Genomic DNA, 18,370 nt, shown 5'->3' with positions numbered 1-18,370 from the left:
TCCCCTCGCTCAAACGACAGCTCCGCAGCACCGCCAACGCCGCACGCAAGCAGCGCAAACGCCACGCCGGCGGCGCAAGCCTCAACCGCCGCAAACCAATCGCTACGCGCTCAACATATGCCTGCGGTATCATATTGCGCCGTGTATCGTTTCCAAACACACGTCTCTATAACGTAACAGGAGATCACATGGACGCAACCGCAATTATCCTCGCTGCCGGCGAGGGCACCCGCATGAAGTCGAACCACTGCAAGGTTTCGCACAAGATCCTGGGCAAGCCCATGGTCCAGTGGATCGTCGACGCCACCATCAAGGCCGGCTGCAGCCGCGTCGTGGTCGTCATCGGCAGCCACGCCGACGAGATGCGCGCCCTCATCGACGGCGCCTATGCCAACAGCGCTACTAAGGTCGAGTGCGTCGAGCAGACCGAGCGCCTGGGCACCGGCCACGCCGTGAAGGTCGCGCTCGAGGCCTGCGGCATCGCGCAAGGCCCCGTCGTGGTGCTCAACGGCGACCTGCCGCTCATCACCGCCGACACCGTCGCCAAGTTCGCGCAAACCGTCGCCACCGGCGAGCTCGCCTGCACCGTCATGACCATGACCCCGCCCGACCCCTTCGGCTACGGCCGCATCAAGCTGGGCGCCGATGGTCAGATCGAGCGTATCATCGAGCAGAAGGACTGCACGCCCGAGCAGGCCGCCACGTTGCTCGAGTGCAACGCCGGCTGCTACGCCTTTGACGGCGCGCAGCTCGCCGCCCACATTAACGAGATCGGCAACGACAACGCGCAGTCCGAGTACTACCTGCCCGACATGCTCGAAATCCTCAAGGGTCACGGCCAGGCGGTCTCCATCTTCCACTGCGATGACTACCGCGACGGCCTGGGCGTCAACAGCCGCATTCAGCTCGCGCAGCTCACCGCCATCGCGCGCGACCGCATCAACGAGCACTGGATGGCCGAGGGCGTCACGTTCATCGATCCCACGCAGGCCTGGATCGGCCCCGACGCTGTTATCGGCCGTGACACCGTCGTGTGGCCGCAGACGCACCTGATCGGCCACGTCACCGTGGGCGAGGAGTGCCAGCTCGGCCCCAACAGCCGCCTCACCGACACCACCGTCGGCAGCGGCTGCACCATCGATGAGACCATCGCCATCGAGGCCGTCATCGAGAACGGCGTCGACTGCGGCCCGCGCGCCTACCTGCGCCCGGGCACCCACATGCTCGACGGCTCCAAGGCCGGCACGCACGTGGAGATCAAGAAGTCCACGATCGGCGAGGGCTCCAAGGTGCCGCACCTGTCCTACATCGGCGACACTACCATGGGCTCCGGCGTCAACGTGGGCGCAGGCTCCATCACCTGCAACTACGACGGCGTGCACAAGCACAAGACCGTCATCGGCAAGGACGCCTTCATCGGTTCCGACACCATGATGGTCGCGCCCGCCCAGATCGGCGACGGCGCGCTCGTGGCCGCCGGCTCCGTCATCACCGAGCCGGTCCCGGCCGACGCACTTGGCCTGGGCCGCGCCCGTCAGGTAAACATTGAGGGCTGGGCCGCCGATTATCGCCGCCGTCTGCACGAGGACGACGAGGTATAACGTTTTACCAAGTATCTAAGGAGCTGTTCCCATGGGGGCGGCTCCTTTTTCTATCGTGACCTGCGCAACCGGATGAGTGGTCGGTTCGTGTCCGTTGACGGTAAAGACGTTATCAAGACTCGATAAACCCCGTTGCGCGGTTACAATGCAAAAAGGCATCTATATGGCATTCGATATATAAAGGAGAAGGGTAATGCCGATTAATGATCCCGAGAAGTCGGAGAATATGCGCAAGTCCATCCGCGTGTATTCCGGTTCCTCCAACCGTCCCCTCGCTCAGAAGATTGCTGAGTACCTTGGGGTCGAGCTTTCGGGCCTTACGCTAAAGCAGTTCGCCAATGGTGAGATTTACGCCCGCTACGACGAGACCGTCCGCGGCGCCGACGTCTTCCTGATTCAGTCCGTGGCCGGCGGCAACGTCAACGACATGCTCATGGAGCTGCTCATCGCCACCGACGCTGCCAAGCGCGCATCCGCCCGCTCCATCACTGCCGTTATCACCCACTACGGCTATGCCCGCCAGGACCGCAAGGCCGGCCCGCGTGAGCCCATCACCGCCCGCCTCGTCGCCAACCTGCTCGAGCGCGCCGGCGTCAACCGCATCATCACCCTCGACCTGCACCAGGGCCAGATCCAGGGCTTCTTCGATATCCCGGTTAACCACCTGTCCGCGCTGCCGCTGTTTGGCCAGTACTACAACGACATGCACTTCGACACCGACAACCTGGTTGTCGTCTCCCCCGACGTGGGTCGCGCCAAGGCCGCCAAGAAGCTGTCCGACATGCTCGGCTGCGACCTGGCCATCGCCCACAAGGGCCGTCCGCGCCACAACGCCGCCGAGGTCATGGGCATCATCGGTGACATCAAGGGCAAGACCTGCATCATCAACGACGACATGATCGACACCGCTGGTACCCTGTGCGCCAACGTCAAGGAGCTCAAGGCTATGGGCGCTGGCGACATCTACGTCTGCGCCACCCACGGCATCTTCTCCGGTCCGGCCATCGAGCGTCTGAACGACGCCCCGATCGTCGAGTGCCTCGTCACCGACGCCATTCCCGTCGAGGTCGGTGGCAAGATCAAGACCATCTCGGTCGCCGAGGAGTTCGCTCAGGCCATCTCCGCCGTTTACCACGAGGAGCCCGTCTCCACGCTCGTCGGCGGCGACTTCGCGCTGTAGCCTGCCGCGCATCATCTTTGATGCTTTTAAAGGGTCGGAAGCGAGCTTCCGACCCTTTTTCTATCCCTCGCCAACCTTCCCTGGACAATTAGTTCAGATACGTATTTTTTTAAAGCTCCAAAGGACCGTTCGGAGCCTTCTGAGCTCCCCAGCGGATGCCATGCCGTCCAAATCTCATCGTTCTCGAGTACAACCGCTGCATATTTACCCTCAAATCGCCCTCAAGGGCCTTAGACACGCCTCGAACGCCCGCCGCCTTATACGTATCTGAATTAACCGTCCAGTAGCTATCGTCAACCTTCGCGGCAGAGCTCAATTTCCTGCAATCCCCTCAACCGATTCCACCGATTTCATAACACCCAGCCGTTCATGGCGCGCAGCGCCCCGCTGAGCGAAAAGAACGGTATGGGGGTCGCATTCTGCCGCCAACTTAGTACGTTATAGCTATGACGACCGTGATTTCACATTTCTCCGCCCTCCGCGCAATTCGTCGCGCACGACGGGCGTACTCTGCCCTACCCTGGGACTCCGTTGATAGTGGACAGCAAGCACAGGCCTTGGCTAGCTGCATTCCCAATAATGACGCGATAGACTTTGGCGCACTTTCGATACTCGATGCCTGGAATGAAGATGATTCCGAACTACTCGATCTTCTCGTTTCAGACGAAGACAACAGACGCCCCGACAAGCGGCTTCTTCAGCATATTCTCACCGCTCCGCTTCCTGAAGGTGCAATTATGCACGTCGAGGCCGACATCTACGCAACGTCTCCTGCCGTGACAGCCATGCTTTGTTCCAAAAATGAATCAGTCGCCAAAACCTTGATGCTTCTCATGGAACTGCTCGGAACCTACTCCCTTCCTCCCGGGGCAACATACCCCATTGCCCATGACGACATCTGGCCCAAGGGCGATGGCTGCGCAGCGACGGGCGATCTTGATTGCTTGGGTAACCAGTCGGTGGTCGAGCAACAGAACGAAACCCGCTATGAACAGGCACACTACAAATGCGAGCCCGCCACAACTATCGAAGAGCTTGAGGCGGTTGCACGCTTCGCCAAAAGTAGCTCATACACCTCGTTTCGCACGGCAGTCAAACTTGCCCGACCCGGATCTGCATCCCCAGCCGAATCCCTAATGTTTGCCGTTCTCGGAGCGCCCATGCGCTTTGGAGGATTCGGATGTTGCAGTCTGCCCATGGGAGGCCTGGTGCTCAACTATCGAATCGACTTCGACACTCTTGCGGTCAACATGTCCTCGGGCATCCCCTATGCCATCTGCGACCTATATTGCCCGGCAGCCGGAGTCGACAACGAATACAACGGAATTGGGCATGAGCTTCAAAACGCTCGCATCCACGATGGCAATCGAAATAATGGCCTCAAGGCAATGGGCATCCACGTCCTGGTTATCAATCGCGACCAAATGAAAGACCTTGTTGCACTCGAAGCCTTCGCCCAAACGATGCATCGACTCGCGGGAGTCCGATTCCGATACCGTATCAAGGGCTATCGCAAGCGTCAGGCCGCTTGGCTCAACGCTCTGCGGGCCGGAATCGGCCTTGCGCCGGTCTAAACGGCGAATCACCCGCGCGCCGCCGAACAGGACTGGACAGTTAGTTCAAATACGTATAAATGGACACATTGAATTAGGCTGTTTTGCAGCTATCTCTATACCATTCGCCCTATTTGAAGGCAGGATAGACTTCAAAACAGCGCCATATGGACTAACTAAAGCTCCGAAACAACGTATCGGCATTGAATTGAGCACTTCGAGTCCTCAGAACTTATACGTATCTGAACTAACTGTCCACCTCTGATTTCGACGGCCGTCCAAACGCCCCTAAACGCCCTCAATTGCCCTCCATTTGACAGCGGCAACAGGGTCGCTCACCATAGCAGGCGACAAATCAACGAAAGGATGAACATGGCAGCTGCACAGCCGCTTAAGATTCGCATGGTTGCCGGGCTTGGCAACCCTGGCGAGGAATATGCCGAGACCCGCCACAACGCCGGCTTTAAGGCAATCGACGAGCTGGCCCGTCAGGCCGGCGTCACGTACTGGAAAAACCAAGCAGGCGCCGAGGTCGCGCTCATCAATATCAACGATGCTGAGGAAGAGGGTGGCAAGCGCCAGATTGTGCTGGTCAAGCCGCAGTCGTACATGAACACCTCGGGCGGGCCCATCTCCAAGCTCTGCCGCGAGTACAAGATCAAGACCGAGGAGCTGCTCGTCATCCACGACGAGCTCGACATTCCCGCCGGTGACGTACGCGTCAAGGTGGGCGGAGGCCATGCCGGTCACAACGGCCTGCGCTCCATCATCGACAAGATGGGCAGCCGCGACTTCAGCCGCATCCGCACCGGCATCGGCAACCCTCCCGGCAAGATGGCCGTCGCCGACTACGTTCTTAAGCAGCTGCGCGCCCGCGAGGCCGAGGATTTCCAGGACACCTGCGCCCGCGCCGCAGATGCCGCCGGTCTGGCCATCGTCCACGGCGTAATCTACGCCCGCGATCACGTAAACGGCGCCGCTTCCGCCAACGGCAAGCACTAGAACCTACTATTTAGGGACAGGTTTATTTTGGCAGGTTCTGTATGCGGAAACACCGCAGCGGCCGCACCGCAATAAACCCTGTGCCGCCATACATATGCAGCGCTCCAATGGGGGCCGGCCTCATCACAACCCGAGGCCGGCCCCATTTGCCGTTTTACCTGATAAAACCGACCAAAATAAACCTCTCCCCCTTTGGTAGGCCAAAGTGGATAAACCCTGCTCCCAACCGCCGAAGACACACGTAAGTGACATGTCCATGAGGGTATAATTTGCACCGTATGTCTGCACAACGCCTGTGCGCGTACGGTTTTATTCGGGCTACCGTCCATTTCCGTGGAGGCACGGTTCGGCGGCCCTAACAAGAGAGGGGTTCTATGTATAAGATCCTGGAGAAGACGCAGTTCTCGGAGAAGGTGTTCAAGTTCCGCATCGAGGCGCCTGCAATCGCCAAACATGCGCACGCTGGACAGTTCCTCATGGTTCGCGCCAACGAGACGGGCGAGCGTGTCCCGTTTACCCTGGCCGGCTGGAACGGTGACGAGGGCTGGGTCGAGTTCATCTTCATGGTGATCGGCAAGACCACCGAGATGCTGTCCACCTACGAGGCCGGCGAGTCGCTGCGCGACGTCGTGGGCCCGCTGGGCGTTCCCACCGAGATGGCCGAGGGCCCCTGCGCCGTCATTGGCGGCGGCGTCGGCCTGGCAATTGCCTTCCCGGTCGCTAAGCACCTGGTCGAGACCGGCCACGAGGTGCACGCCATCATGGGCGCCCGCACCAAGGACCTCCTGCTCATGGAGGACCAGTTCCGCGAGCTCCTCGACGAGGACCACATCCATATCACCACCGACGACGGCTCCTACGGCGAGCAGGGCGTTGTCACCGCTCCGCTGGAGCGCCTGCTGCAGGACAAGACCGTGAGCCAGGTCTTCTGCGTCGGCCCCGTTCCGATGATGAAGTTCTCGACCCTCACCGCCCAGAAGTACGACACCCCCATCACCGCGTCCCTCAACCCCATCATGGTTGACGGCACCGGCATGTGCGGCTGCTGCCGCGTCGAGGTGGGCGGCGTGACCAAGTTCGCTTGCGTCGACGGCCCCGACTTCGATGCCACCCTGGTCGACTGGGATGACCTTCGTGCCCGCCAGGCCGCTTACCGTTCCGAAGAGGGCGAGTCCCTCAAGGCCTATGAGGAAAAGAGCTGCGCATGCCACTAGTTAACGGTCGTTTCGTTGCCGATATGAAGTCGCCCCGCACCCCCGATAACGAGGAGCCGGCTGCCGAGCGCGCCTGCGACTTCCGCCCCGTCGACAAGGGCTTCACCGAGGAGATGGCGCTGGCCGAGGCCGAGCGCTGCCTCAACTGCAAGAAGCCGTTCTGTGTTGAGGGCTGCCCCGTCAACATCAACATCCCCCGCTTTATCGAGCAGATCCGCGAGAAGGACTTCGGCGGCGCTCTCGATACCATCCGCGAGGACTCCATGCTTCCCGCTATCTGCGGCCGCGTCTGCCCGCAGGAGAACCAGTGCGAGGGCAAGTGCATCCGTGGTAAGAAGTCCGAGCCCGTGGCCATCGGCCAGCTCGAGCGCTTCCTGGGTGACCGCCCCGAGCTCGCCTCCACGCCCAAGATGGCCCCCAAGAACGGCAAGAAGGTCGCCGTCGTCGGATCCGGCCCGTCCGGCATCACCTGCGCCGGCGAGCTCGCCCGCAACGGCTTTGACGTCACCGTCTTTGAGGCCTTCTTCACCGGCGGCGGCGTGCTGGTCTACGGCATCCCCGAGTTCCGTCTGCCCAAGGCAGTCGTCAAGCGCGAGATTGACGGCCTGGAGGACATGGGCGTCAAGTTTGAGTACAACTCCGTCGTGGGCAACATGGCCACGGCCGAGGAGCTGTTCGAGCAGGGCTTCGACGCCATCTATGTGGCGACCGGCGCTGGCCTGCCCAAGTTCCTCAACGTCCCCGGCGAGAACCTGCCCAACGTCTTCTTCGCGAACGAGTACCTCACCCGCGTGAACCTGATGAAGGCCAACAAGTTCCCCGAGTACGACACCCCCACCAAGCACGGCAAGAACGTCGTCGTCTTTGGTGGCGGCAACGTGGCTATGGACGCCGTCCGTACCGCCAAGCGTCTGGGCGCCGAGCACGCTATCATCGCCTACCGTCGTACCGAGGACGAGATGCCCTGCCGTCGCGCCGAGCTGCACCATGCTAAGGCCGAGGGCGTCGAGGTTCTGCCGCTCGTCTCCCCGCTCGAGTTTGTCGCTGGCGAGGACGGCTCCGTGTGCGCCGTCAAGGTCCAGAAGATGGAACTCGGCGAGCCCGACGAGTCCGGCCGTCGTCGCCCGGTGCCCATCGAGGGCGCCATCGAGGAGATTCCTTGCGACGTCGCGATCTCGGCTATCGGTACCAACGCCAACCCCTTCGCAAAGAAGATCGGCGGCAAGATGGAGCTCAACAAGTGGGGCTACATCGTCGCCGACGAGGAGACCGGCCAGACCACCGATCCCCGCATCTGGGCCGGCGGCGACATCGTCACCGGTGCCGCTACGGTCATTCTAGCGATGGGCGCCGGCAAGAAGGCCGCTGCCTCCATCACCAAGAGCCTGCTGGGCGAGTAATCACCTACAGCGCTAGCCATCAAACGGCAAAGTCCCCGTCGAGCACACGCCCGGCGGGGACTTTTTCTATGCCGGCCGCCCAACCACCACGATGGGGACAGGCACCTTTGTGGTGGTTTGGGACTTGCTTGCTCGTTTTGTCTCAATCTGTAACACCTGGAGCCCGTTGAGCCTTGTAGTTGTTGCAGATCGAGATATTGTGCCAGCCGCCCCCGCTTTGTCTCAATCTGTAACAGTTAGAGGTCAAATTCCCCGCTTGGTGTTACAGATCGAGACATTAGATTGGCGGCCATTCGGTTCATCTCAATCTGTAACATCTAGAGGCGTTTTGGGCAGTTTGGTGTTACAGATCGAGATTTTACTGAGGCCGAGAACGAGAGCCGTCACCCAGCTCTAATGCTTGCGGCGCTTGGTCGCGGCGATGCCGGCTGCGGCAACGGTTGCACCGGCGATGCCCAGGGCAGCGACCGTCATCGCGGCGGAGTCACCCGTGCCGGCAAGCTCCGTGCCACCGGACTTCTTGCCGTTCTTGCCCTTACCCTTGGACTTGTTCGTCGTCACCGTGGTCGTCGTCGAAGTCGAACTGCCCGCAGGGACCCCGGCGCCACCAGAGCCATCCGTACCGCCACCCTGCTCGCCGCCGTCAGGCGTCGGCTCAGGCTCCGGCTTCAGACCGGGATCGGGCGTCGGCTCAGGCGCCGGCTCATCGGTCACCGTAATCGTAATGTTCAGACGCTCGGAATACTCGCTGTACGACATGCCAGGGCGCTGTGCCGCAATGCGCACATACATGTTGCTATCGAGCGCAATAGGCTCGGTGTACTTTACGCGGCCTTCGTCACGGCAGGGGCAGGTGTCGTTGGTGGTGTACCAAATCGTCGTGCCATCCTCGGCCGAAAGCTCTAGCTTCGCGCCCTTGGGCACCGTAATGTAGTTCTCCTTGGGCGACCATGCACCAAACGTCGTCGCACCAATCGTCGCCACCGGTCGCGCCGGTCGCACGGCCTCGGCAGACACGCGAACGTCGACCTGCTTGGACAGTGCCGTGCCGTCCACCGCCGCCGTCAACGTCGTCAAACCGGGCAGAGCACCATGCAGCACAAACGTCGCCGCGCCGTCCTCGCCCGTCACGGCCTGGGTGGCATCGACAGAGCAGATAGCCGAGGACTCCAGCCCAACACTAACCTTTGCGCCCGCAAACGGCTTGCCCGCCTTATCGGTCACGTGCGCCACCAGCTCAAAGTCACTGCCATCAAGCATGGTCACGGCCTGCTCCACGTTGAGCTTGAGCTTGTCGGCACGAACGCCCACGACAAGCTCGCCACTTGCCCAGCGCGCCATGGCCGTGCCGGCGTAGTTGCGAGCACCGTCGAGCTCAAACGCCACCGTCGAGCCCGCCTCACGCGCATCGGCATAGCGAATACGCAGCACGCGCGACAGCGGCTTGCCATTGGGATCGTCCTGCTTGTCGAGCCACGTATACGTCACGTCGCCCAAGCCCTGCGCGCACAATGCGACCAGGGCATCGTCGCTCGCATCCATATACTGCGCAAACTCAACCTCGATGCAATCGGTATAGGCATGGGCCGAAGCCACCTCGGGTGCCGCCGTCGACGCCAAGCCAATGTTCACCTCAGTCTGAATCGGCGGCACGCGCAGCCAAGCCGAACGCGCCTCCTCATACCCGTCCTTGGTCACGCGCACCTGATACCAGCCGGTCGGCGTATTCCAGTTGTATGCACCGTCCGCACCCGTTGCAAGCGGATTGTCCTGCTCATACTCCTCGGCATCCCAACGCACTGCATTGGTACCGGCCGCATCGTCGGCGCTCCACAGCTCAACCGTCGCGCCTTCAACCGTATTGGACAGCAGGCCCTCGTACACCACGCCCGCAGGGTCGGGTGCAGCCTTGGCAGCCACATTGCGATAACGCGCCTCGAAGATCGACTGCATCTTCTCGTCCGAGATCAAGCCGTCTTTGTTGGCCTTGTAGACCTCGGAATCGGTCAGCTCGCCCCAGTTGACCGTAATACGATTCTGGCATGCGCGCTCCACCTGCTCGCAGGCAACATCGTAGGCGCATTCGGCATTGGTCAGCTTAATCGCGCGCTCCGAACCTACGCTGGTCGAAGCCGCGTCATAGGCAGCGCCCACCACGGTACCCGCCGAACCGGCCGTCAGCACGCCGGCGATTGTCATAATGGAGCCCACCGCCACATCGGTGCTGTCGTGGCAGAGCTGGCGATGCAGCAGATCCTCAAACGCACGCGCCTTCTCCATGGCGTCGCGCAGCGCGTAAATGCACTTCCAGTCGTCCTCGGTCTTCTCGGGCTTGGCAAGCAGGCGCGTATGCTGAAGCTCATAGCCCTCGCGCTCGCCCTTCACCTTCTGCATACGGACGTTCACGTTCTCCCAGTTCTTGCTGGCATCGTTCACGCCGTAAATGCCGGTAAAGATGCCGATGCCCTGGGTCGCCGCGGGAAACGCCTGGCCGGCCGCCTTCCACGCATCGGTCTTAAAGACCTGTCCGAACATCTCGCACTCGATCTTATAGCTCTTGAGCGAACGAATCGTGCGGATGAGCTTCATATGGGCGCTCACGTCGCCGTTACGCTTCCAAGCCATAAGCCAGCCGCGAATCGTAGAGTTATTGAGGCTATGGACCACATTCCAGTTATCGTACAGATTGTCCAGAATGTCACACTGCATGGCGATCGAGTTAAACAGAAGCGCCTGGTTCTTGTTGTTATTGGAGTTCTCGATAAACTCCGACTCGATATAGGCCGTCTGCTCGCCATCGGGCGCGGCGACCTTAAAGCCCTTGACGGTATCGTCGTCAGCCGCCTTGTAGCTCAGTGAGCTGCCGAGCGCCTGGCCCAAATCGTTAAACCCGCTCGTCGACTGGCCGTTGTACTCGCTGGCCTTAATGCCCGCACACTTGTTGAGCGCCGCAGCGGTTGCGTCATTCCAGCTTCCATATTGGTTGAGCTGGCCGATACCCATCGACTGGCCCACCAGATCCTCGGCCTGCTGGGCAATAAACTCCGCTCGCGATGCATGGTCGACGAGCTCCTTGATGGCGGCCGCATCCGCAGCGTTCGCGCCCTGGGCCGCCGCGAGTTCCTGATACCAATCCTCGCTGGTGCCGTAAGCATCCTCAAAGATCATCTTGTCCACATTGACGCCATAGCTGTCGCCCTGCTGGGTCAGCAGCGCCGACGACCCGCCGACCGCGGCCTTGAGCTCAGCCGCAAACTGCGCGGCCTCGTCGTTGCCAGTACCATCACCCTCGCCGTCGCTGGCGGCAGGGGCGCGACGAGCCTTACGGGCAGCTCCACCTTTGGCTTCGTCCTCTTTACCGTCCTTGTCCTCCTCGGCAAACGCATCGGCGACCATCTGGTCAATCGCGTCGTTAAAGGCCTCGTCGACATCATTAAACGAGTTATCCATCATATACTCGTGCCACTGCTGCACGGCATTCGAGAACTCCTGCTGGCGCTCCTCGGCCGCGGCGGAATGCTTTTTGGCCGAAGCGTTGGCGTCAAAACTCAGCATGGTCATAAGCTGAGCATTGGAGATGCGGTAGGTCTGCGGCATAAAGATTTGCTCAAAGTTGCCGCAGTTCACATAGGTCGAGTCATTCGCCTTGTTAAACTCATTAAGCAGCTTAAGGTAACCCTCGTCCACATACTCCGCCGCATAGCGCACGCGGGTGCCCTCGCGCGACTTTTGAGTCAGAGGAATCGTCACCGTCTTGCCATCCACGCAGTCCACGTACAGGTCGAGCGTGTCGGCGGCCTCTTCGTTTCCCACCTCGAGCGTGATGTCAAAGGTCCAGTAGGCGTTCTTCTTTTGTGGCAGATGATGGAAGGTCCACAGGCTCTTGCCGGTGTCCTTGCCGTCCTTGACCAAGTTTTGCGTACCGCCACGATACGTCACATCAAAGTTCCAGACCGAAGCGCCCGGAACATAGCGCACATAATTGCGAGCCGTCACCTCTGCGGCAGCGGCGGCGACATCGGTCGAGCCCACGCGCGCTTCGAGCGTCACACGCTCGGCGGCAAGCGTATCCTGCGGCAGTTCGTATTCAATCTTGGCACGGCCGAGTTTATTGGTCTTGCCGGTGTACTTTGCAGCCGACGAGCCCGTCCCCACGGTGAGCTGCACGCTCTTGCCCGGCGCTGCATAAACGTAGGCCACATTGCCCAGCAGGCTGTGAACGTCGGTGTTGTCGACCTCGATGCGCGATCCGCTAACCTCGAGTGTGGTGCTTCCCAGCGGCAATGTCACCTCGCCCAGCGTAATAAGCGGCGAGACGGCATAGATGCCCGCGGCCTTAGGCTTAAAGCGCACAAACACATCGGCGCCCGCACTCTTCTTCATATCGAGAACGAGGTTGTCGCCCTCCCAAGTTGTGGCAGCCCACATGGCATCGGAGCTGGCGCCGGCTTCGCGAGCGCCTGCGGACACATCCTCGACGGCATCCTTGGCCAGAGGAATCTCAATCTTGGCAGCCTGGCTGTCCTTGAGCTCGTAATGAATGCGCAGCTCGGTCTCCGCGCCAACGACCGCGGACGAATCAGCGATAACCGAGCCCGCCGTCAGCCCGCGCTCGGCACGATACGTCTCCACGTCAAACGTGGGGACGTCGAGCGTCACGTCGAGCTGTTTGCCGTCCTCAATCTTCACCTGCTTTTGCGCGATATGCTTACCCACGGTCAGCCCTAGGCGGCTAAACGTGGAATAGCTCGTCGCTTGGATGTCGTAGCTCGTCTTGTTAAAGGCGACGATGGTGTACGAACCGGCCTTAAGGCGCGGCGTCTCGGCCTTCATGATAGGCGTGGTGCCATCGTCTTCGTAACCCATCAGATAGGTGACGCCGTCGGCGACCAGCTTGCCGTCGGACGTACGGAACACCAGCACGCGGTTAGCGCCCTGGTAGTCGCCCTTGGTCGCGACCGTCGCCGTGCCCCAGGGCTTCAAGTCGATATCGACCTTGCCGGCCGAGGGCTTCACCGTCGCCGTCGTCCCACCCAGCTTGAGGCTGTCTTTGGGCTCGAGCGTTATCTCCAGATCCTGGTCCGCGTCGGCAATGGCCTGCGACACCACGAGCGCTGTGCCCTGGATACGGAAGTCGTTTTCCTTGTCACCCTTGGCAGGCTTAAGCGTCTTGCCGCCGTTCTTCACCGTCAGATCGATGTTATCGAGACTATCGAGCTCAATGCGTTCGGTCTTATCCTGGCCCACAATCGGTTCAAGATAGCCCACGTTGAGCTCAATCGCGCGCGAAGCCGGAATCTTGGTAAGGTCCTCCGCCTTAATCTCTCCGATATTCCATGTGCCCGTCATCTGGTCGCCCGGGCGCGCCAGCACCATGTCATAGTAACCGCTGAGCGAAATGCGCAGCGTTGCTGCCGTCTTGGAGAGGACGTTGGCAGCAACGGAGCCGTCATCGCCAACCGCCAGCGGCGTGGACTGCCCCGCCTGCACGAGTGTAGCCGTCGCGCTCTGGGGAAGTTTGCCCGTCACCTGGGCCGCCTCGCCCATCCACTCAAACGTGTAGGCAGGCTTCGAGGAATCGACGGAGTCCTTGCGATCGGCCACGGCATCGGCAAGCTTTTTGACCATCGAGGGGTTGCCAGCCGAATCGATCGCATAGGCATAGATGGTCTGGCCTTCACTAAAGGGAATCGCATACGTTACGCCATCGATTGTCACGCGCTCATTATAGTCGCCCGGATAGCCCGCCTCACCAAACTGAAGATCGGGGTTCATCACACGCAGGGCAACGGCATTATGGTTCGTCTCGTTTCCGTATCTCGTGTTCTCAAAAGCTCCCCACTCTATCATTTCCACGCTTTTGGGTAGCACAATCTCTTTGCCGGCAATCGCAGGATCAAGAGAGGCGAACGCGTGCGCTCCGATATATTTGACGCCGTCGCCGATCGTCACCGACGACACATGCGAGCACCCATCAAAGGCATAGCGCTCAATCCGCTCCATCGTGCCCGGCACGTTGATCTGCGTAAAGGTGAGTACCGTTGCGTCCGAGACATAGAACTGCGGCACGCCGCAATTGGCGAAAGCACGATAGTCGATAGTCTTAACCGAAGGCGGCAGCGTTGCCACCACATTGTCGTCAAGCTGTTCGCAGCCCTCAAAGGCCTGCTCGGGAATCGTGGTAAAGGCCGCGTTGTTGGGCCAGGTCACCGTCTGAAGTGTCTTGCTTCCGGTAAACGCATTCCAGCTCAACTCCTCAACCGAATCGGGCAGTGCGATTTCCTTGATGCTGCTGCCGCCCAAACCGCCCACAGAGCGGATATGCGAATCGGGGGCAAACGTAATTGATGTGAGCGCAGCGTTTCCCATACCCGTAAGGCTTACGACATGCTTGCCGTCGATGGTCGAGGGCACCTCCAACGTGGTAATGCCCGCGTCGCCATACTCGATAGAAATTTCGTTGGTGAGGCTATCAATCGAGAAGTAGTACTGCGCGGGGGTCTGCTTGCCGGCCACGTAGCCATCGTCGTATTCGTCCTTTACGCCCGTGGCGCCCTTCGAGGTTGCCCAGAGTTCAAGTTCCTCGTTCCGGGTCGCCTCGGTGCCGGAAGCCTCCTCTTGCTTTTGCTGCTCGGCGAGCTCCTTGCCCTCGACAAGATCGGTGGCAAGCGTACCCGCGGGTGTGCTCTCGGTCTGTCCGGCGCCCGTCAGGCCCGCCGCCGATGCAATCTCGGAGGCCGGGGGCGTAGGGGTGTCACCGGCCTCGAGCGCTGTGGGGTCGGCAGCGCCGGCATCGGGCGCGGGGTCGGCGGAAGCGGCGTCGTCCGCTTGGCCGTTATCCGTCTGCACAAAAGTGCCGTCGGTGTTGAGGGCCTCAGCAAACGCGCCCACAGGCAACGAGCCCGTCACCATGGTGAGGGTCACCGCGGCAACGGTCAGGCGGCGGCAAAGCGCTCGAACAGTAGTCCACCTCATGGTCGTTCCTTTCCTGCAAACCAAAAGTCATCCAGCGTAATCGTCGTCCAAAAACAAAGCGAACGGTAGGTTCATATATACGAACCTACCGTTCTACCTGCGTAAACCACCGCAAAGGGGACAGGCACCTTTGTGGCGGTTCTGGACTTGGCCGGCCAGTTTGTCTCGATCTGTAACAGTTAGAGGTCAAATTCCCCGCCTGGTGTTACAGATCGAGACGTTATGTTGGCCACGCGCCGGTTCATCTAAATCTGTAACAGATAGAGCCGTTTCTGCTGGCTAGGTGTTACAGATCGAGATTTTGCTGAGGTGGAAACGAGGGCCTCCGCCGAAACCTAGTTCTCGCGGCGCTTTGAGGCGATGCCGATGGCTGCTGCGATGGCGCCGGCGAGGCTCATGGCCGCGGCGACAAGTCCGGTGCTGTCACCCGTTGCGGCGAGGGTGGCATCGCTGGTCTTGGCAGCGGGCTTGACGGCCGGAGTCTTGGTGGTCGAGACGGTCGTAGTAATCGTGGCGGTCGTTGGCGCCTGACCCGGCTTGGTCTCGGGCTTGGTCTCGGGCTCGGGCGTCGGCTTGGGGTCCGGCGTCGGCGTCGGCATTGCTTCAGGCGTCATCGTAAGATTGGTATAGACCCACATGGTGGTCGTCTTACCGTCTCTATCGAGATTCTCCGCATCGGATTCGTTCCACCAGTAGCCATAAGTCTTGCCGTTAATTGTGACCCTAGTGTCACGAGTAAAGTAGAAACCCTCATGCGACTTGAGATAAAAACCGTAGCTGTAGGTCTTCCCAGCCTCAAACGTATCAATGTGGTTCTCGATATTTTGATCCCAGAACCATGCCGAGTTCACTCCAGCGCCATCCTCAGAATTCCAGAACTCGCACTGATACCAATAACGAGTGTCATCGGACGTAGCGCCCGTGAACACCGGCTTATCGCCGTCTTTGAACGTGACGGTAGCGCCATTAATCTCGACCGTGTCGATTGCTTGCCACACAAGAGCCTTTTCGCAGGTAAACGATGTAGTCGGCGCAAGGAACAGACCATTTTCGACTTTCTGAACACTCATGGCGTTAAGTGGCTCGCCATTGTCGCTGCCACAATGACAGGATAAGGAACAAGGGCATTTTCCGGGTAGCCGGGTTCGTTACCATTCGTCCCATTCATCAGCATTTTCCTCCAGATATTTTCTTAATTTCTCAAAAGAGCTTGTCCGCCTGTACTGTATCGTGCTTCTCGACGTGTTGAACAGCTCCGCAATCTCGGTATCGTTCATTCCCTCGAAGTAATACAGCAATATGGCTTTGCGCTTTTCTTCCGGCAAAGTACGGATTGCTTCAAGAAGCAGCTTTGGCGTGATTTTCTTCCCGGCTTTCTCAAAGACGGTTTCGGCGGCTTCACGTTTGAAATATTCATCAAACGTATGAAGCTGCCGCGCTTCGTCTAAGGTCATGTCGGAAAAGGTCACTTCCTTTGCCTTGTGTCTGCGAAGTTCTCTATGGGTGTCGCAAGCTTCATTGTGCAATACCGTATTACAAAACTTCTGAAAAGCACACTGTTTGTAAAACTCCCTGCTATTAGGTTCCACATTCTCACCTCCTTTCTCGTTGGAAAGTTGGTGGTGCTTCCCCCCTTTTCGCGGGGCAATACGGCGTTTTTCAAAAACGCCGAAGATTTTTTGAAATTTCTTCAAAAATTTTTTGAACGTACAAAATGCGCCCGTCCGAAAAGCCCGGACGGGCGCATAGGCATTGTAAGCAGTATCCAGATGATTAGACAGTTCATATATATAAGCGTAGTTTCCCCCGGTGGTGGGCGGGCTTTTTTTGATAAGTCAATAACTGTCGGATTTTGTCGATATGCTTTTTGCTTCATGGCGGCTACCTCCTTTAGCCGCCGATTTCAACAGTGATACCGCGTCATTTCATTAGAAGATAAAAAGAAACGGCGGCTTTGATTTTTCAAAGCTGCTGCGGAAATCAAAGAACGACAAGCAACAGTTCTGATTTTGCTCCAATATGGTTATTAGGGGCACAAATTAAAATCAAAAAAGAGCCGATAACAGCAGTATTTCAAACTGCATATTATCGGCTCTGCGTCTGTGCGTCTGGCTCTTTTAATTAAATTATTTCTGTTGTTTTTTGGCTTTATTATATGTATTAGCTAACTGTCCACAAGCTGCTTTAATCTTTCTACCATGAGAAACTCTCATGGTAACTTCAAGTCCTGTTTGCTCTAATTGATGTTTGAACGCAACCATTTCTTGTTTTTGTGGTGCTCTAATTTTTTAATTACTCGTCGGGTTGTATTGCAGCACGTTAATCATAACATTTTTGCCCTTAAACCATTTTGCAAGTTGCCTTATATCTGAGGAACGGTCATTTATACCTGGTAAAAGCAAATACGCAAATACCACTTTTCGATTATGCCTTTGAGAATAGGACAATGCTTGCTTAACAACATCTTCAATAGCGTACATGTGCATATGAGGAATGATACAGTTTCTCGCAGCCTGTGTTGCTGCATGTAAAGATATTGTCAACTGAATTTTTAGATGTTCTTCGCGCAATTTTTTTAATTGATTAACTGGACCAACTGTTGATACGGTAATGCCGTCGGTTGGAAAGTTAAGTCCATTTCTATCTCGAAGAATATGGATTGCTGCAATCAAGTTGTCGTAATTGAATAAAGGTTCTCCCATTCCCATAAAAACGATACGATTTACTTTTTGACGTATCAATACAACCTGCTGCACAATTTCAGACGGTGTTAGATTACGAACAAAACCATTGCGTCCGGACTCACAAAAAATACAGCCAACAGAACAACCAACTTGCGTACTTACGCAAACAGTCCCACCATCTCGCCGTTTAATAAAAACCGTTTCAATATACCTGTTATCTTTCAATTCATAAACATACTTTTCAGTACCTTGATTATCGACTTCATCCGAACACTTCCCACATTCATCCGCACATGTGCGGATGAATGTGGGAACCCGATACCCTGAGGGCCGGACCGGCCGGCCCCGGGAGATCGGAGGACGGCATGTCCGGAAAGAAGAATAGGGGCTCCGCGAGGGCGGTCCCGAGGGCCTACGGAAGGCTCACGAGGCACGAGCGGGACACGGTCCAGAGGATGCTGGAGCGCGGGGCCTCGTGCAGGGAGATCGCGAGGGAGCTGGGCAGGTCGCCCTCGACGGTGAGCGCCGAGGTGGCGTCGCACAGGTTCGTGACGGCGCCGAAGCCCAGGCGCGGCGAGCGCGTGGACGCCTCCGCCGACCTGTCGGCGGCCTGCCCGCGCCTGGCCGCGTGGCCGCGATGCTGCAACGGCTGCGGCCGGTACCGCGCGATCGGCTGCAAGCGCCGCCCCCACGTCTTCTACGAGGCCCGGGCCGCGCAGCTGTGCGCCGACTCGGTCCTCGTCTCGTCCAGGCGCGGGATA

Annotated in this window: 10 protein-coding genes and 2 pseudogenes; 7 read left to right on the top strand and 5 right to left on the bottom strand. The window is 58.8% G+C overall.

Annotated features, from left to right (window positions below; translation table 11 throughout):
• Positions 1–188 precede the first annotated feature (188 nt).
• The 6 genes from glmU (at position 189) to gltA (ending at position 7,950) form a co-directional block, all read left to right on the top strand.
• Positions 189–1,601, top strand: coding sequence for a bifunctional UDP-N-acetylglucosamine diphosphorylase/glucosamine-1-phosphate N-acetyltransferase GlmU (glmU, locus tag HMPREF9463_RS00435; RefSeq protein WP_035136561.1), 1,413 nt, complete (start codon positions 189–191; stop codon positions 1,599–1,601).
• Between the two features lie 193 nt (positions 1,602–1,794).
• On the top strand, positions 1,795–2,781 hold the full coding sequence (locus HMPREF9463_RS00430) for a ribose-phosphate diphosphokinase (RefSeq protein ID WP_022094252.1): 987 nt from the start codon (positions 1,795–1,797) through the stop codon (positions 2,779–2,781).
• A 557-nt stretch (positions 2,782–3,338) separates the two neighbouring features.
• Entirely contained in the window at positions 3,339–4,355 is a 1,017-nt protein-coding gene (locus tag HMPREF9463_RS00425; RefSeq protein WP_232219711.1) for an endonuclease domain-containing protein, read from the top strand.
• 351 nt (positions 4,356–4,706) lie between these two features.
• The gene (gene pth, locus HMPREF9463_RS00420; protein WP_198019882.1) at positions 4,707–5,336 is read left to right on the top strand and encodes an aminoacyl-tRNA hydrolase; all 630 of its coding nucleotides are present in this window, start codon (positions 4,707–4,709) and stop codon (positions 5,334–5,336) included.
• A 374-nt stretch (positions 5,337–5,710) separates the two neighbouring features.
• Positions 5,711–6,550, top strand: coding sequence for a sulfide/dihydroorotate dehydrogenase-like FAD/NAD-binding protein (locus HMPREF9463_RS00415; RefSeq protein ID WP_035136559.1), 840 nt, complete (start codon positions 5,711–5,713; stop codon positions 6,548–6,550).
• The gene (gene gltA / locus HMPREF9463_RS00410) at positions 6,541–7,950 is read left to right on the top strand and encodes an NADPH-dependent glutamate synthase (protein ID WP_006235794.1); all 1,410 of its coding nucleotides are present in this window, start codon (positions 6,541–6,543) and stop codon (positions 7,948–7,950) included. The genes HMPREF9463_RS00415 and gltA overlap by 10 nt, the downstream gene beginning before the upstream one ends.
• 393 nt (positions 7,951–8,343) lie before the next feature.
• On the opposite strand, the gene HMPREF9463_RS00405 is transcribed toward gltA, so the two are convergent.
• From HMPREF9463_RS00405 to rlmN, 5 genes and pseudogenes are all read right to left on the bottom strand, one after another.
• The gene (locus tag HMPREF9463_RS00405) at positions 8,344–14,925 is read right to left on the bottom strand and encodes a leucine-rich repeat protein (RefSeq protein WP_035136558.1); all 6,582 of its coding nucleotides are present in this window, start codon (positions 14,923–14,925) and stop codon (positions 8,344–8,346) included.
• 335 nt (positions 14,926–15,260) lie between these two features.
• Complete coding sequence (locus HMPREF9463_RS00400) at positions 15,261–15,995, bottom strand: hypothetical protein (RefSeq protein ID WP_156961411.1); 735 nt, start codon at positions 15,993–15,995, stop codon at positions 15,261–15,263.
• Between the two features lie 20 nt (positions 15,996–16,015).
• Positions 16,016–16,093 (bottom strand): annotated as a pseudogene (locus HMPREF9463_RS10605) (helix-turn-helix domain-containing protein); the annotation flags it as partial.
• Positions 16,074–16,514, bottom strand: coding sequence for an RNA polymerase sigma factor (locus HMPREF9463_RS00395; RefSeq protein ID WP_002569188.1), 441 nt, complete (start codon positions 16,512–16,514; stop codon positions 16,074–16,076). The gene HMPREF9463_RS00395 and the pseudogene HMPREF9463_RS10605, both read right to left, overlap by 20 nt.
• Positions 16,515–17,051: 537 nt before the next feature.
• Positions 17,052–17,855, bottom strand: a pseudogene (gene rlmN / locus HMPREF9463_RS10595) (23S rRNA (adenine(2503)-C(2))-methyltransferase RlmN); the annotation flags it as partial.
• Between the two features lie 119 nt (positions 17,856–17,974).
• On the opposite strand from rlmN, the gene HMPREF9463_RS00390 reads away from it, so the two are divergent.
• On the top strand, positions 17,975–18,370 hold a 396-nt coding region (locus HMPREF9463_RS00390; protein WP_035136556.1), incomplete at its 3' end, for a helix-turn-helix domain-containing protein.

Origin of the sequence: Collinsella sp. 4_8_47FAA (assembly GCF_000763055.1) — a bacterium.
In the GTDB taxonomy this organism is placed as follows: Bacteria; Actinomycetota; Coriobacteriia; order Coriobacteriales; family Coriobacteriaceae; genus Collinsella.
Note: the sequence above shows the minus strand (reverse complement) of the source record. Positions and strands in the feature narration are given on the sequence as shown.

Coding starts and splice junctions, on each gene's coding strand:
- glmU (WP_035136561.1), top strand. CDS start 189: ATGGACGCAACCGCAATTATCCTCGCTGCCGGCGAGGGCACCCGCATG.
- HMPREF9463_RS00430 (WP_022094252.1), top strand. CDS start 1,795: ATGCCGATTAATGATCCCGAGAAGTCGGAGAATATGCGCAAGTCCATC.
- pth (WP_198019882.1), top strand. CDS start 4,707: ATGGCAGCTGCACAGCCGCTTAAGATTCGCATGGTTGCCGGGCTTGGC.
- HMPREF9463_RS00415 (WP_035136559.1), top strand. CDS start 5,711: ATGTATAAGATCCTGGAGAAGACGCAGTTCTCGGAGAAGGTGTTCAAG.
- gltA (WP_006235794.1), top strand. CDS start 6,541: ATGCCACTAGTTAACGGTCGTTTCGTTGCCGATATGAAGTCGCCCCGC.
- HMPREF9463_RS00405 (WP_035136558.1), bottom strand. CDS start 14,925: ATGAGGTGGACTACTGTTCGAGCGCTTTGCCGCCGCCTGACCGTTGCC.
- HMPREF9463_RS00400 (WP_156961411.1), bottom strand. CDS start 15,995: ATGAGTGTTCAGAAAGTCGAAAATGGTCTGTTCCTTGCGCCGACTACA.